Source organism: Shewanella sp. Scap07 (assembly GCF_013394145.1).
GTDB classification, from domain to species: domain Bacteria; phylum Pseudomonadota; class Gammaproteobacteria; order Enterobacterales; family Shewanellaceae; genus Shewanella; species Shewanella waksmanii.
Window position 1 is genome coordinate 402608 of record NZ_CP041329.1, and the last position, 15446, is coordinate 418053.

Below are 15446 nucleotides of genomic sequence, written 5' to 3' on the forward strand. Positions count from 1 at the left end.
GTGTATTAGAGAATAAAGGCGAACGAGTGTGTCGCCTTTTTTATTGGAGCTAGCCATGGGCCTTAGACCGTTTGTTGTCATCAGTTGTGCATTAATTCTCTCAGCATGTACCCAAAATCCACAGTGGACCCTGTTTTATAGTGACAGTCAGCCGCATATTGCCGAGCAAGATTTAGGTGACAATATCGCGGGTTACTACAAAGCGCTTGATCAATGTGTTGCCAAAGGTAAAGGCCTGATCCGCCTAAGTGGTCATAGCAATGGTTCATTCCAGTGTGGTCATCAATGTGTGGCTAACGAGCAAGGTGGTGTCAGCTGCCAGCGTTTGACCCAAGAGGCTGAGCTGTGAAGTTTAAGCAGGATTACTTCGAACAATTAGTGGGCTTTTACTCACAAGTTAACCCGCAAGGGCTGAGTAATCCCCATTGGTTAGCTTGGAGTGATGACGCCGCTAAGCTGCTTGATAACGCAGCGCCTTCTGAGTCGTTATTGCAGCAACTCAGTGGTAACCAAGCGATGCCAGGTGCCAGTTATTACGCGCAGGTCTATAGTGGTCATCAGTTTGGTGGCTATACGCCTAGGTTAGGTGACGGACGTTCGATTATTTTGGGTGAAGCATCTGGGCCGCAAGGGCATTGGGATGTGGCGCTAAAAGGCGGCGGATTAACCCCTTATTCACGTCAAGGTGATGGCCGTGCAGTCATGCGCTCTGCGGTGCGTGAGTTTTTAATCTCTGAAGCGCTGCACCATATTCATGTGCCGACCACACGAGCATTGGCGGTCATTGGCTCAGATTTACCCGTATGGCGCGAAAGCCAAGATCAAGCAGCAATTACTGTCAGACTAGCGCGCAGCCATATTCGGTTTGGTCACTTTGAGTATTTCAGTCATAGTCCTGAAGGCAGCAAAGCCAAATTACAGCAACTCGTTGATTTCACTCTTACTCAGCACTACCCAGCATTAACCTGCGACAGTCAAGGTTACGAATTATGGTTTAATCAGGTTGTTGCTGATACTGCAAAAATGATTGCCCATTGGCAAGCCGTTGGTTTTGCCCACGGAGTGATGAATACCGACAATATGTCGATATTGGGTGATAGCTTCGATTTTGGACCGTTTGCCTTTTTAGATACCTTTAACGAAGACTTTATCTGTAATCACTCCGATCCCGAAGGCCGATATGCTTTTGGTCAGCAGCCGGGGGTCGGTTTGTGGAATTTGCAGCGTTTAGCGCAAGCCTTAGTCCCCCTCATTGAATCTGATGTATTGATTGCGGCCTTGAACCGCTATCAGCAACATTTGATCGATCACTACTTAACCCTGATGCGGGCTAAGTTAGGGTTAACTGTTGAATCAGCCAGCTCAGAACAAGATGAGTTTGATCTCGCATTGATGGGTGAGTTCACCATGATGTTGCAGCAAAGTCAGCTCGATTATACCAATAGCTTTAGGCAGTTTAGCTACCTAGATCCAACCCAATCACGTAGCAAACTTGCGGATGATTTCATTGATAGGCCGCGATTTGACGCTTGGTGGCAACAGTTCCAGCAGCGCTTAGGTAAAGTAAAGGATGTAGAGGCTTGGCAGCAGCAGCGTAGTGCTATTAACCCTAAATATATTTTGCGTAATTACCTTGCGCAAGAGGCCATCATTGCCGTTGAAGAGGGTAACAATCAGCCGTTGCAGCAATTACATCAGCTACTGACCCAACCTTTTGCAGAACAACCTGAGTTTGCTCATTATGCACAGCGGCCACCGCAGTGGGGGCAAGGGTTAATTATGTCCTGCAGTAGTTAGTGTCAGTCGCTGGATAAATGAAAACTAGGTTGCGACTATTTCGGTGTTGAGGTGTTCATCCGTTGTTCATCTGCCTGTGGATACACTTAAAGCCGAGGTGAATCGCAAGCCGTTTTAGTCACACCGTCGTGTAGTAAAATTGTTGTTTGGTAAATAAAGCGAGCCCAATGTGAGCATAAACGTAACCCGAACCGAATTAAATGAAGCCGCTAAGAGCTTGTCTATTGAAGCCGATATCGACTTTGATAATTTTGAGCGCTTTGCGCAGCCTTTGGCTACCGCCCTTGATTGCCGCGTGATAGAAACGCAGTGGGGCGCAGATCGTCATCAATGGTTGTTGGATTTTGAAGGTACTGTGATGCAGCTTAATTATGAGTTTTACGGTGATATTTGCTGGTTGAGTGTGGAAAACAGTAGTGATGTCGAGGTGCTCGCTTATTTGCAGACACTTTTGGAGCGTAGCTTATGAGCCACCATTCTCATTCCGCTGAGTTTCATTACCAAGCATTAACCCCAGATCTGATTTTGGATGCTATCGAAAGCGTTAATATCTACCCTGAAACGGGGCTGCTAGCACTTAACAGCTATGAAAATCGTGTCTATCAATTTCGTTGTGATCGCGGCCAACGTTATGTTGTGAAGTTTTATCGCCCCCAACGTTGGAGCAATGCGCAAATTCAAGAAGAGCATGACTTCTCCTTGTCTTTACTTGAGCATGAAATACCCATCGCTACGCCGGTAGTGCTCGACGGTAGTACCTTACATGAATACCAAGGCTACCGATTTGCGCTGTTTACCTCAATGGGAGGCCGAGCATTTGAAGTCGATAACCTAGATCAGCTCGAAGAAGTTGGTCGATTTATTGGTCGAATTCATCAGCATGCGCAGCAACAGGAATTTCAGCACCGAGACAAGTTAACCCCTCAGCTATTAGGTGATGAGTCGTTAACTTGGTTACGTGAATCTGGTCATGTGCCTGACTCACTTAATACCGCTTACTTCACCATCGTTGAACAACTGTTGGGGCGTGCTAAGCAGCTTTGGCGTGAAGATGAATTTGATATGATACGTTTACACGGTGATTTGCATCCGAGTAATATTTTGTGGACCCCTGACGGCCCAGGCTTTGTTGATTTAGATGACGCCAAGATGGGGCCGGCAGTGCAAGATATTTGGATGATGTTAGCGGGTGAGCGACCACAGCAAACACTGCAATTAGAAGTGTTACTTGAGGCCTATGAAGATTTTTGCTCGTTTGATACTCGGCAACTGAAACTCATTGAGCCACTGCGGGCAATGCGTATGCTGCACTATAATGCGTGGCTGAGTCGGCGCTGGGACGATCCAGCCTTTCCAATGAACTTTCCTTGGTTTGCGGAAGACAAATATTGGGAGCAGCAGATTCTTGGATTTAAAGAACAGCTGGCTAAATTAGATGAACCACCACTGAGCCTAACACCGCAATATTAAGCGCTGCAGGCACAGATTTGTACCTATGCTGACGTATTTTGTCACATAAGAATGAACTTAATGCTTGAGATAATCTCCAATATTTGATTATGTTAGGCACAACTTGAAAAACAAACTGTTTGTTGCAAACAAAGGATATCAACAATATGAAAAAAGCATTCTTAGTCGCCTTGGCTTTGATTATGGCTCCAATGGCTGCATTGGCAGCTGATTATAAAGAAGGCGTACATTACACCGTGATTAATCAAGGCCCAGCAACAGCCAAGCCTGAAATTGCCGAGTTTTTCTCATTCTACTGTGGTCACTGTTATAACTTTTATAAGACTGCAATCCCTCAAATTAAGAAAGATCTGCCAGAAGGCGTCACTTTCAAACAAAACCATGTTGAATTTATCGGTCGCAACATGGGAGTAGAAATGTCGCGTGCGTTTGCGATTGCTCATCAGTTGAAAGTTGAAGATAAAATTGAAGGCGCACTATTTAAAGCGATTCATGATCAAAAGCAGCGCTTCACTAGCTTAGAAGATATCAAGAAGCTATTTGTTGCTTATGGTGTTGACGGTAAAGACTTTGATTCAGCGGCAAGCTCATTTATGGTGAGTGCACAGATGTCACAGATGAAGCGTGCGACTGAAAATGCACAAATCTCTGGTGTACCAGCGATTGTGGTTAATGGTAAATACCGCATCGAGAATGAATCAATCAGCAGCTACAAAGAGCTGCAAGATATTGCGTTTTACTTAACCAACATGAAGTAAAGCCTGCAATGTCATGATTAAAGGAGGCTGCGGCCTCCTTTTTTGTGTCTGCTGCTTGGTAAAGCTCAAATTCAAGGCTAAAAAAAACCGTATTTCCTGGTCGCTGGAAATACGGTCATTGAGCCATATGGCTCAGTTTTACCCTGAGTAACACCTCTAACTTAGCAGTCTGTCAAAAATTTGGCAAGTGTCATTTCTATTTTTCTACATTAGCTATTCGTCTGATAGACAATAAGAAATATTTTACGCTATGGACAGGTATCAATTATTTACAAAAAAAAACTAAAATTAATGAAACTCTCGTGGTAAAAAGGCGGTCCAAGACTGGGTACAATAACTAAAAACAAAACGGTTAATAGGAGGTCACGTGAGAGTTTTTCCTGTCTATGCACCAAAACTAATAGTCAAACACGCGCGAATTTTTTTATCTGGGGTGATCTGGGTTAAAGACCTAGGTCGATTAGAGTTCGAAAAGGGGAGATTTTTACTGCCAAGGAAGACCATGCCTGAAGTGAAAAAGGCAATTTTAGAATTAAATAGTTTGATTGAAGCGCAAAATAGCGAAGCGAAGATGGCCTAGGGCCTTATCTTCGCTTGTACCGCTTACAGCAACTTAGCTGACTTCATCATTTAGCAGACCAACAAGTCCGGTCACTTTCTCGTTCCACGAGTTAAGATCTTGGCTGAGTTGTTGGTTCTGTTCACTCAAAGCAACATTCTTTTGCTTCTCTTCTTCAAGTTCCATTTTTAACAGTTCAATGGTTTCTAGTGCGGCTTGGATTTTTGTCTCCAGCTTGGACAGTAATTCGAGGCTCATAGGGGAGTCCTAATAGTTTCTGGATGGTTCACTCGATTCTATCAGTGACAACGGATGAAGGAATAGTTAATTATGCTAAATGTAGAAAAAATAGGCTAAAAATCGTATTTATTTTGTCATAGACGAGGATTGGTTTTTTTTCGGCAGTGAAACTCAGCTTGCTATGCTAGTTGGTGAAATATCTTGGCATTAGATGAAAGTAAATACTAACCAAATTAACGCTAGCCAAGTCTCATTTTAAATTGATAGAAGAAAAAGACGCGCCTTCAATATCAGTGCTTATTTTCGCTATGCTATCTAGCCTAATGCTGCGTTGGTGAACCGCGGTTTCTACCACTAACCATTCACTATGATCAGCACGGGTCTCAGTAGTCAGTGCTCGGCCTCTCACTTCAGATCCATCGGTTAAAATGATGATTAGAGGATAGCCTCTGACACAAGCCAGTTCTATGTAATCATGGTGGTCGCAGTTAATCGGCGTGTAGCTTTGCATTGGGGCTCCTTAATAGTTGCTTAAAGGTTTAGTTGCTAATCAAGAATTAGGCAAATAAAAAGCCCCGAAAAGGGGCTTTTTATTGTGTAACTGATTAAATTAGAAGCGGTAGTCAACCGATAGATAAAGTTGTTGGCTATCATTGAGAGAAGCTGACTCGGTAATGCCGATATTGTGTGGTGCAGGCTCAGGGTTGCCATAGCTGACTGAGGCATCGTAATCTTGCTTGAGGTAGCGATAACCGATTTCAGTGCTGACATTGTCATTGAACTTGTACATCAAACCTGTTTGGCCGCCCCAAACAAAGCTGTTCTTAGAGTCAACATTATTGGTTGCTGGGCTAATATGGTTAACACCTGCAGTGGCACCAATAAACCAGTTCAATTTGTTGTCAGCGGTTAATCCCACTAGGTAGTCGTATGACAACAATAGGCTTTGCTGTCTTGAGTGGTCGTCAGAGTTGTAGCTATAAGTTGAGTAAACACGATTGTTATCGTCGATATATGCACCAAAACGTAGCTCATAGAGGACGTTGGTTTCTTTGTCTTTAGCATATTCAGCATTAAAGCCTGGGTCGACTTCATGCATGCGGCTGCCTTCATATTTGTTCTGTTGTGCACCGATGCCACCACCGATGAACCAGTCTGCTGCCATTGCAGGCATCGCCATTGCTGATGAAAGAAGGGTTGCGATTACGATAGTTTGCTTTTTCATGATGTATGCTCTCTTGGTTAATCTGTAGGCGACTTGGTTGTCGTTGAGGGCATAGTAGAAGATAGTTGCTGAACCATAACTGAATGATATTAATCAGATGAATTCTGTGATTTATGATATTACATATTTAGATATCTTGCCTGCGGCGAAGCCAACTACAAAAATAACAATGCCAGAGCGTGATCAAGTTGACCAAAATGCACTATCTAAGATGTATGTTTTTCAGACTATCTTCATATTAGCCAAGGATAATACCCGCGCTAACTGTTACTTCTTTTTTACTTCCTAGTTTTCCAATAATTAAGGTCTGATATGTTGTTCAGAGTTTTAGCGGGCGTGGTATTAACCATGACCTGCACCTTTGTCGACGCTATTGAGCGTCAAAGTGCTGATGAAAAATACGCCCGTGCATTCCCAATCTGGGCGCAAGAGGCAATAGATTTAGGTCATCAATTGCCTAAACCATATGGCTTTTCTGTTACGGTTATGGATATGGAGCAACCGCTAATTGTTGACTCGGTAAACTTCTCTGGCCTAGGGCCAATCGATGACATGATTTCGATCAATGGCAGCGAAGCATTTCAAGAGTCTGAAACCATTACTTTCCGCGCCGATATGTGGGTACTGCCATTTCTTAATTTATACGGCATTTTGGGCCATACCAAAGGCAGCAGTGTTGCCAATGTGCAGGTAGAAGCAGACATTTCCGATGTACTGCCTTGTTTTAGGCCGCCTTGTGTCATTACCTCCGATCCATTCGATTTTGAGCTCAATTTTAAGGGCACAACTTACGGTGTGGGTGGCACATTGGTCGGCGGGGTTGGCAATTGGTTTGCGCTGTTAGATGTCAATTACACTAACACCAACTTAGATATCCTTGATGGCGAAATCAGTACCATTGTGGTCTCACCGCGTATGGGGTATCGCATTCCAACAGGTAACAACGAAATGCAAATATGGTTTGGCGCCATGTACCAAAACGTTGAACAGACTTTCAGTGGCTACCTACACGATATCGGTATTGGTAATAATGTTGCCATGCTCGAAAACGCAAAATTTGAAGTCAACCAACATCTAGAAGATAAGTGGAATGGCTTGTTAGGCGGACAGATCTCGATTAATCAACAGCTAGATCTGTTGTTGGAAGTAGGTTTTGGCACCCGCACAAGTGGCATGCTGAGTGTGGGTTATAGGTTTTAAATGATGAGTCGTGGATTGCATTATTTCGTCGTGCTACTTGGCTGTTTATTGCTATCGGCTTGCTCTGCTGTCAGTTACCAGCAACAGCGAGAGGTTAATCAGCTTGTTGATGCGGGGTATAGCCAAACGCGTATTACCCTTGAAGACGGCGGCACGCTAAGTTATTGGCAGGTGGGCCAAGGTGAAGCTAAGCCCACCTTGTTATTGGTGCATGGCTTTGGTGGCGATGCGCAGTCAAGCTGGCAACAAGTTATGCTCAACTTAGCCCACGACTATCATATCATCGCGCCAGATTTAGCCTGGTTTGGCCAATCATATAGCCACGGCGAGGCCAATCTGGCAACTCAAACTCAGCTGATGCAAGAGTTACTGGATCATTTGGCGCTAACGTCGGTGAATCTAGTTGGGATTTCCTATGGTGGCTTTGTCAGTTTCGACCTGATGGTGAAAGATGCTCGAGTAGAAAAAGCGGTTATCTTAGCCAGTCCCGCCTATCTATTTTCTGATGCGGAACTGGCCAAGTTGAGCCAACGTTTTGCTGTTGAGTCACCCGAAGCGATTTTCGTGCCGCAAAATAAAGCCGAGATGCGGCATTTATTGGCGGGCACATTTGATAATTTCCCTTGGTACCCCGGGTTTATTGATGAGCAGATTTATCAGCGCTATTTTGCCCAGTGGCAGCCACAAAAGCGCAGCTTGATACAAACTTTGCCGCAGCACCGGGACCAAATAGCTAACGATGTTGAACTGAGTCAGCTGCCTGAAACGTTACTTATTTGGGGTGAAAACGACAAGGTGTTTCCACTCTCTGCTGGACTGGCACTTGCCGACACCATTAAGGCGCCAATCGTGGTGATTCCTGACGCCCCCCACGGCATTAGTAATGAGTATCCCGAGATTGTTACTCGCGCCATTAAGGAGTTTATACAGTGAAACTTGTGGTTGTTTGGCTCGGGTTGATGTTACTGAGCGCTTGCAGCAGCAATGACTGGCAAGTGCGATCTATTCCAAATGAAGCTGCCATTGCCGCGGCGTTGGACGATCAGTTAGATAACGTTGCTGTGGCAGATTTTGACTTGTTGGGTTACCCCAAAGCGCGGATGCCGCAGGCCGTGCGTCCTTGCTGTGCCTTTGGCACGGGTCATAAAGTGAAAGTGGGCCCAACCACAATCCCTTTTTATCGCTTTGCCAATACCGTGGCGCTTGATGATATCGGCCCACACGCCTTCGAAGCCGGGAATTTTAGCCATCAAAAAGGCTTACCCGATGGGTCACGTGGCGGCGAAAATAATGGCATGATTTACACTCAGCAGGGCGGTTTTATTGATTTAGCCCATGTGCGTGACACCGCAGATAATACGGTTGCGTTGTTTTATCTTATTCAGCGTCAACTTGGCGAATCTTTTCGGGTGATCTTACCGGATGAAATTGGCCCAAGGCATATTCAGTTTCAAGCGGTTGATACCAGCGCTATGTCAGCGACTGAGCGTCGAGAGTTAGCAATTCACCTCGCAGCACGCCAAGCGTATTTTATGGCAGAAGCCCACGAAATTGCCCAATGGCATGGTTATCGAACGCTAGCCCCTTGGTCGGAAGAGGTGTCGGCTTATTCGCCAGAAGATCTTTATTCCAATATGTTAGGGGCGAAAATTGCCATCGCCTTGCTAAGTAATAACCTCACCATGAATACCGAGCTTTATAACCAGCATATGACGCAATGGCTGGCAGCGAGCTTGGCATATTTACAGCCAGTAGATAAGGCTGTTACCAATGAGTTATTCGCAGTTATTGATGGTCATTGGTGGGACTCTTCGCAGCCATTGCCCAGCAAAGATTTGCTGATCAAACGGCATTATCAATTAGGTGACAAGCAGTCCCCTTATTTGGTGCCATCGACTCTGATTTCTGCAGCTACGGATGGTGAGAGCCTAATGCGAAGTATCGACAGTGGAGCGCAGGCAAAAACCTTGTCTTTGCTGCGTGAGTATAATGGCATCGCACTTGATGAGATTGCAGTGCAGCACTTAAGTGTTGCGCCAAAGTATCAACCAAGTTTTAACCATATCCCTGCGCATTTGTGGCAACAGGGTTTTACCCATGCCGATTTTAGCGATATTGCCCGTCTTGATGAAATTGCCGACCTTGAGCAGGCACAGAAGGTTGAGCAATGAATAGATTGCTTATCGCAATGAGTATGTTTATCAGCAGTATCGCGTTGGCGGCTGATGCTGAGGTATCACCGGCAGCTGAAGAGCAGCAAAGCTGGCTTGAAGGGTTCTTGCAAAGTTTGGGGGCCGATGGTGAGTTTGATGCAGACAAAGCTATCGACTTTAGCGTATTGCCGGGCCCTTTCTATAATCCTGAAATGGATCTTGGGGTAGGGGTGTCAGCGGTAGGCCTATATCAAGTTAATGCTGACGATGATGAATTGCAGTTGTCGTCTTTGGTGATTAATGGCCTAGCTTCAATCAACGGTGCATTGGGTGCGAGCATTCAAAATCGCACGTTCTTCAATCAAGCGCAGCGCTTCTACCTTGATGCAGAATTGTTTGATGTGCCCGATGTGTTTTATGGCGTGGGCTACCAAGATAACCACCAAGACAGCAACCGCGTTGATTTTAACTACCTCAATTTTGGTTTAAAACCCATGTGGATCCAGCAAGTGCTGGCTCACAGTTATATTGGCGTTGGATTTGATCTGCAGCTGGCCAGAGCCTCAGAGATTAATCCCAACGACAGCTTGGTTGATACCAGTGTCCTTGAGCAAGACTCTCGCAGTGTTGGGGTTAATTTGTTGGTTAACTACGATAGTCGAGATAACACGCTTAACCCGCAGCAAGGGCGAATTATTGAGATTGAGTCGAGCTGGTATCGCCAGCAACTCGGCAGTCAAACCGATTTTGAAAAACAGACCTTGCTATACAGTGAGTACTTGCCTGTTTGGCATGATGACGTGATAGCTTGGCAGGTTAGAGGTCGTTTTTTGCAGGGGGATATTCCCTGGGATCAGCTGAGCAAAATCGGCGGCGGTGATAGCTTAAGAGGCTATACCACAGGGCGTTATCGCGATAAGCAGATGCTGCTAGCTCAAGCGGAGTACCGTATGGATTTACCCGGTCGCCATGGCATGGTGTTTTGGGCCGGTGTGGGGGTGATTGCGGATAAAGTCAGTGAGTTATTTGAGCAAACATTGCTGCCCAACTATGGTGTGGGCTATCGCTTTGAAGTGAAACCTCGGGTCAATTTGCGCCTAGATTTGGGCTTTGGCGATGGAGACAGCGGCTTTTACTTTAACGTCAATGAAGCGTTTTAGTTTAATCAATTAAATAGGCTAATCAAATCTCGGATTAGGCTCATTGTTTCGCCGCGTAAGGTTATCACTAATTTGGTTACCGTACAGGTTGCGATACGTTACCACCAAGATGAGTAGACTAAGGGTTAAGGTGTTTTGGCTTGACTTTAGCTTAGTGCATCCATAGTCTGCTAGGTCAGTAATCAAGGTGGTATACAATGCAAATAAACTATAACTTAAAACCTGCGTCTGAACGCCGTACTGAGCAGTTTGAGCCAGCGGAAAATGTTGGCTTTGGTAACCTCAGAACTGACCATATGTTTTTAATGGATTATCGCGATGGGGAGTGGCGAGATCCAAGGATTGTACCTTACGGTCCTTTTGAAGTGGCACCGGGTGCAATTGCGCTGCACTACGGCCAATCGGTGTTTGAAGGTGCTAAAGCCTTTAAGCATGATGACGGTGAGATCTACACCTTCCGTCTCGATAAAAATGCGCAGCGACTTAATCGCTCTGCCGATATCTTATGTATTCCAGGTTTGGATGAAGACAAACAGCTTGCGGCCATCAACGCCCTGATTGATGTCGATAGACTTTGGTTCCCAATGCAAGATGGTGCGTGCTTATATATTCGCCCATTCCTATTTGCTACCGAAGATCGTTTATCGGTCAGTCCGAGTGAGCAGTACACCTTCTGCGTGATCTTAAGTCCAAGCGGTCCGTACTACTCTGACGGTTTTGATAAAGCCATTCGCCTCCTAATCAGTGAACGTTTTCATCGCGCGGTGAGCGGGGGGACAGGAGCTTCTAAAGCGGCTGGTAACTACGCTGCATCGTTAAAAGCAGGTAAAGCGGCGGCGGAATATGGCGCGGCGCAAGTACTGTATCTTGATGCTAATAATAAGCAGATTGAAGAAGTGGGGGCGATGAACCACTTTCATGTGCGTAAAGACGGCACCATTATTATCCCAACGTTCACTGACACCATTTTGAAGTCAATTACCTCGCAATCGATATTAGAGTTGGGTGAGTTACTGGGCTGCGAAGTGCGCCAAGAAACGGTGATGCTCGACCAATTCCTTGCCGACATTGAAGCCGGCGAGATTATCGAAGCTGGTGGCTTTGGTACCGCAGCTGTGGTTTCTCCAGTCGGTTCGTACATTTTTGAAGACAATCGTGTTGTGACCGTGGGTGATGGTGAAGTCGGGCCGCATACTCGTCGAATCTATCAGGTGCTAACGGATATTCAAAAAGGCAAACTAGCCGCTCCAGGTGACTGGGTGCGTTTGGTGCCGAGATTAGCGCCAGTTTAAGCGATAGCGTCGGTTAAATAGATAATAATAAGGCACCGAAAGGTGCCTTATTTATGTCACGATGATTCAAAAAACTATCTGTTTTTAATTGACGTTGGCGGGTTTATCTTTCACCAGCTGGTGTGAATCATGTTTAAGCAATATCTGGTGAATTTGCTCATCTTTTTGCTGCCAAATACCATTTAGCCAGCGCTGGAACTGCGCACGGCATTCGGCATCATTGAAGTAACGTTTGTCATCCACTTCAGGAACAGGCAGGGTTTCGATACGCACAACGATGCGTTTTACCTTTCCGTGCATTACGCCGGCCAGTACGTCGTCTGGCGCGTCAGGATAAACTAAAGTGACATTCAGTAAGTTGGTAAATTGCTCACCCATTGCAGAAAGGGTAAATGCAATACCACCGGCTTTGGGACGCAATAAATAGCGGTATGGCGCACCTTGGCGAGCGTGTTTTTCTTTAGTAAACCGGCTGCCTTCAACATAGTTGATGATAGAGGTGGGGATGTACTTAAACTTAGCGCAAGAGCGTCGGGTTGTTTCTAAGTCTTTCCCTTTGAGTCTAGGGTTCTTTTTCAGCTGTTTAGGGCTGGTGCGATTCATAAACGGCATATCTAGCGCCCAGCAGCCAAGCCCCATAAAGGGGACATAGAGCAGCTCTTTTTTTAAGAAGAACTTTAACATTGGAATGTTATTACGCAGTACATAGGTGAGCGCGGCAATATCGAAACCACTTAGGTGATTACTGATGAGCAAGTACCAGCCATCAGGTTTGAGTCCCTCCAGACCTTCGACATCCCACTCGATTTTGGCGATAAGAAATAAGATGCCGCCATTGCAGAGAGCCCAAGCCCACATGAACCGGTTCATTAAATGGCTTAGCCCTGTGCGTATAACGCGAATCGGCATAACGAACTTGATCAAGCCGCCGATAATAATAAAGCTGCTCCATACCACGGTGTTTATTACTAATAAAACGCTACTTAGTAAGAAAAGAACGGGGCCGGGCAAAAAGTTAAACATGCGAAAATTATACCTTTGGTTGTACGTGTTGCTGGGCAAGTTGACTCAACTCTGCATCTTTATCTTGCCACAATGTATTTAGCTGCTCTTGAAAGGCAATTTTAAACTGCCGGTCATTCACATAGTCGCCGCGCATGGTGTCGCTGATTTCGCTGACGCGTATGCTGATATCAATATGTTTGACTTGGCCGCTGATAAACTGCCAAAAACTTGGTGTTCCTTCAGGATAATAAATCGACACATTCACTAGCTTATGAATGTGCTCTCCCATTGCTGATAACGCAAAAGCCATGCCCCCCGCTTTGGGCTTAAGTAAATGCTGATACGGCGAGTTTTGCTTGCTATGTTTGCTATCACTAAAGCGAGTCCCTTCAACAAAGTTCATAATGCTAACAGGCTTGTGCTTAAATTTATTACACGCTCGGCGCGTAATTTCAATATCTTTACCGCGTAATTTAGGGTTCTTTCGCAATTGTGCCGTGCTGTAGCGGCGCATAAATGGAAAATCGAGTGCCCACCAGGCAAGTCCAAGTACAGGCACATAGATGAGTTCTTGTTTTAAAAAGAACTTTAAAAACGGAATTTTACGATTCAATACCCGTTGCAGCACTAAAATATCGACCCAAGATTGGTGATTGGCGACCACCATGTACCAGTCTTTTGGTGACAGCTCGCCGTCAATATTGATGTTGACCGCAACCGGATGGAAGAGTTTCTCAATGCCATAGTTGACCGAAATCCATGCACTGGCACAGTTGTCGAGGATGTAGCTGCACAGCTTGCGCATGCTTGTCAGAGGGATCAGTTTAAATATACTCATAAATAAAATGGGGGTAACCCAAAACAGAGTATTGATGACTAAGCAGCAGAAAACCACGCTGCCTCTGATTGTTGTTAACACGCGACCCATTTCATCCCCAATGAAAATTTTGGTCGACTATATTACTCTTTGCGCGCGTTTCACTCAATCGACAAGACGATTAAGTTAGGGTTATTCGCCTAAATGTCCGTTATCCAGTGGGATTAACTGGTGTTTAGTACAATTAATAGGGACTGTTTAAGCTGTTGAGTAATCGATCCATGGCGCGATAGCCTAGTGCTTGGGCTATGTGACGGCGGCAAACTTGTTGACTTTGCTGTAAATCCGCAATAGTACGAGCGACCCGTTGGAGTCGATGAAAACTACGGACTGACAACCCTAATTTATGCACACTTTGTTCTAAAAATTGCAGGTCGGCATGCTGGAAGCCCGCTTGTTTTAGCTGCTTACCACTGAGCTGGCTATTGAGCACGCCAAAACGTTGCAGTTGGATCTCTCTGGCAAGCAGTACCCGCTGCGCCACTTCGGCGCTGGTTTCACCACTGTTGTCGGTTTTTGTCAGGGTGCCTTCAGGTAGTTTAGGGACTTCAATGGTCAGATCGAATCGATCGAGAAATGGCCCCGATAGACGAGACAAGTAGCGCTGGATTTGATCACTATTGGCTCGAGACTGATTTACATCACCACATGGGCTGGGGTTCATGGCTGCGATGAGCTGAAAACGGCTATCGAATCTTAGTTTAGCGGCAGCACGAGATATGGTGACTTCTCCCGTTTCCATCGGTTCACGCAAACAATCAAGTACCTTACGTGGGAACTCGGCGATCTCATCTAAAAACAACACACCATGATGAGCTAAGGAGATCTCTCCCGGTTTGGGAATGGTCCCGCCGCCGACCAGTGCCGTGGCTGAGCTGGTATGGTGTGGCGTTCGAAACGGACGTCGATAGAAACGTTGCACTGATAGCGGTTGACCGGCCACCGAGTGAATAGCGGCGACTTCCAGTGCTTGATCGTAGTTAAGATCGGGCAGTAGGCCGATAATTCGGCTGGCGAGCATCGTTTTGCCGGTCCCAGGGCTGCCCAACATCAGTAAGTTGTGTTGCCCCGCTGCGGCTATCTCTAAGGCCTGTTTGGCTTGGTATTGGCCAATTACATCGGTAAGGCAGCCCATTTGCTCATTAGGTTCTTCACTCACCCAGTGGGTTTGGCTATCTATTCCAGGCAGCAGTGATTGGCCATGTAAATATTCACTGAGTTGCTGCAGATGAGTGGCAAAGTAGCAGTGTTGGTAACCGACCAGTTCAGCTTCCTGACGGTTATCTACCGGCATAACCAGCTTACTGTGTTGTTTGCTGGCATCCACAATTACCGGTAACAGCCCTTGGCAGTAGCGGACTTGACCGGATAGAGCCAGTTCGCCTACAAATTCATGGTCGTTAAGTGATTGCATCGGGACCTGCTTTGATGCCGCTAAAATGCCGATAGCGATGGGTAAATCATAGCGACCGCCCTGTTTAGGCAGGTCAGCGGGGGCTAAGTTGACGGTGATACGCTTCATGGGAAACTCAAACCCAGCATTAATGATTGCGCTGCGGACTCGCTCTTTCGCTTCTTTAACTGAAGTTTCTGGTAGGCCAACCAGATTAAATGCAGGTAAGCCGTTACTGAGGTGGACTTCTACGGTAACCGCTGGGGCTTCCACCCCTTTATTGGCGCGTGTACTGACACAGGCTATAGCCATAAACA

Annotated in this window: 17 protein-coding genes; 11 read left to right on the forward strand and 6 right to left on the reverse strand. The window is 45.9% G+C overall.

The window, feature by feature from the left end:
• The first annotated feature begins 28 nt into the window (after positions 1-28).
• From FLM48_RS02010 to FLM48_RS02035, 6 genes are all read left to right on the forward strand, one after another.
• The gene (locus tag FLM48_RS02010; RefSeq protein WP_256871018.1) at positions 29-349 is read left to right on the forward strand and encodes a hypothetical protein; all 321 of its coding nucleotides are present in this window, start codon (positions 29-31) and stop codon (positions 347-349) included.
• A complete protein-coding gene (locus FLM48_RS02015) occupies positions 346-1797 on the forward strand; it encodes a YdiU family protein (RefSeq protein WP_179023113.1) in 1452 nt (483 codons plus the stop codon). The genes FLM48_RS02010 and FLM48_RS02015 overlap by 4 nt, the downstream gene beginning before the upstream one ends.
• A gap of 169 nt (positions 1798-1966) precedes the next feature.
• The gene (locus FLM48_RS02020) at positions 1967-2266 is read left to right on the forward strand and encodes a DUF3630 family protein (protein WP_179023115.1); all 300 of its coding nucleotides are present in this window, start codon (positions 1967-1969) and stop codon (positions 2264-2266) included.
• Positions 2263-3267 carry a serine/threonine protein kinase gene (locus FLM48_RS02025; protein ID WP_028773668.1) on the forward strand — a complete coding sequence of 335 codons (1005 nt, stop codon included), beginning with the start codon at positions 2263-2265 and terminating at the stop codon, positions 3265-3267. Before FLM48_RS02020 ends, FLM48_RS02025 begins: the two co-directional genes overlap by 4 nt.
• Before the next feature lie 146 nt (positions 3268-3413).
• Entirely contained in the window at positions 3414-4025 is a 612-nt protein-coding gene (locus FLM48_RS02030) for a thiol:disulfide interchange protein DsbA/DsbL (RefSeq protein ID WP_028773667.1), read from the forward strand.
• A 367-nt stretch (positions 4026-4392) separates the two neighbouring features.
• On the forward strand, positions 4393-4605 hold the full coding sequence (locus tag FLM48_RS02035; RefSeq protein ID WP_028773666.1) for a DUF1107 domain-containing protein: 213 nt from the start codon (positions 4393-4395) through the stop codon (positions 4603-4605).
• A gap of 33 nt (positions 4606-4638) precedes the next feature.
• On the opposite strand, the gene FLM48_RS02040 is transcribed toward FLM48_RS02035, so the two are convergent.
• The 3 genes from FLM48_RS02040 to FLM48_RS02050 all read right to left on the reverse strand — a co-directional run bounded on the left by FLM48_RS02040 (position 4639) and on the right by FLM48_RS02050 (position 6049).
• Positions 4639-4842 (reverse strand): cell division protein ZapB, encoded by a 204-nt coding sequence (locus FLM48_RS02040; RefSeq protein ID WP_028773665.1) that lies wholly within the window; start codon positions 4840-4842, stop codon positions 4639-4641.
• 232 nt (positions 4843-5074) lie between these two features.
• Entirely contained in the window at positions 5075-5335 is a 261-nt protein-coding gene (locus tag FLM48_RS02045) for a Rho-binding antiterminator (protein ID WP_179023116.1), read from the reverse strand.
• Between the two features lie 99 nt (positions 5336-5434).
• Positions 5435-6049 (reverse strand): outer membrane beta-barrel protein, encoded by a 615-nt coding sequence (locus tag FLM48_RS02050; protein ID WP_179023118.1) that lies wholly within the window; start codon positions 6047-6049, stop codon positions 5435-5437.
• 312 nt (positions 6050-6361) lie between these two features.
• Between FLM48_RS02050 and FLM48_RS02055 the strand changes: the two genes are divergently transcribed.
• The 5 genes from FLM48_RS02055 (at position 6362) to FLM48_RS02075 (ending at position 11854) form a co-directional block, all read left to right on the forward strand.
• Positions 6362-7249, forward strand: coding sequence for a virulence protein (locus tag FLM48_RS02055; protein WP_179023120.1), 888 nt, complete (start codon positions 6362-6364; stop codon positions 7247-7249).
• Entirely contained in the window at positions 7250-8182 is a 933-nt protein-coding gene (locus tag FLM48_RS02060; RefSeq protein ID WP_179023122.1) for an alpha/beta fold hydrolase, read from the forward strand.
• Complete coding sequence (locus tag FLM48_RS02065) at positions 8179-9420, forward strand: DUF4056 domain-containing protein (RefSeq protein ID WP_256871019.1); 1242 nt, start codon at positions 8179-8181, stop codon at positions 9418-9420. The genes FLM48_RS02060 and FLM48_RS02065 overlap by 4 nt, the downstream gene beginning before the upstream one ends.
• Positions 9417-10562: a BamA/TamA family outer membrane protein gene (locus FLM48_RS02070; protein WP_028773659.1), complete on the forward strand. Its 1146-nt coding sequence runs from the start codon at positions 9417-9419 to the stop codon at positions 10560-10562. The genes FLM48_RS02065 and FLM48_RS02070 overlap by 4 nt, the downstream gene beginning before the upstream one ends.
• 197 nt (positions 10563-10759) lie before the next feature.
• Complete coding sequence (locus FLM48_RS02075; protein WP_179023124.1) at positions 10760-11854, forward strand: branched-chain amino acid aminotransferase; 1095 nt, start codon at positions 10760-10762, stop codon at positions 11852-11854.
• Between the two features lie 84 nt (positions 11855-11938).
• Here the strand turns inward: FLM48_RS02075 and FLM48_RS02080 are convergent, their stop codons facing one another.
• From FLM48_RS02080 to FLM48_RS02090, 3 genes are all read right to left on the reverse strand, one after another.
• Entirely contained in the window at positions 11939-12877 is a 939-nt protein-coding gene (locus tag FLM48_RS02080; RefSeq protein WP_179023125.1) for an acyltransferase, read from the reverse strand.
• A gap of 7 nt (positions 12878-12884) precedes the next feature.
• Positions 12885-13787: an acyltransferase gene (locus tag FLM48_RS02085; RefSeq protein WP_028773652.1), complete on the reverse strand. Its 903-nt coding sequence runs from the start codon at positions 13785-13787 to the stop codon at positions 12885-12887.
• A gap of 133 nt (positions 13788-13920) precedes the next feature.
• Positions 13921-15441, reverse strand: coding sequence for a YifB family Mg chelatase-like AAA ATPase (locus FLM48_RS02090; protein WP_179023127.1), 1521 nt, complete (start codon positions 15439-15441; stop codon positions 13921-13923).
• Positions 15442-15446: the final 5 nt, after the last annotated feature.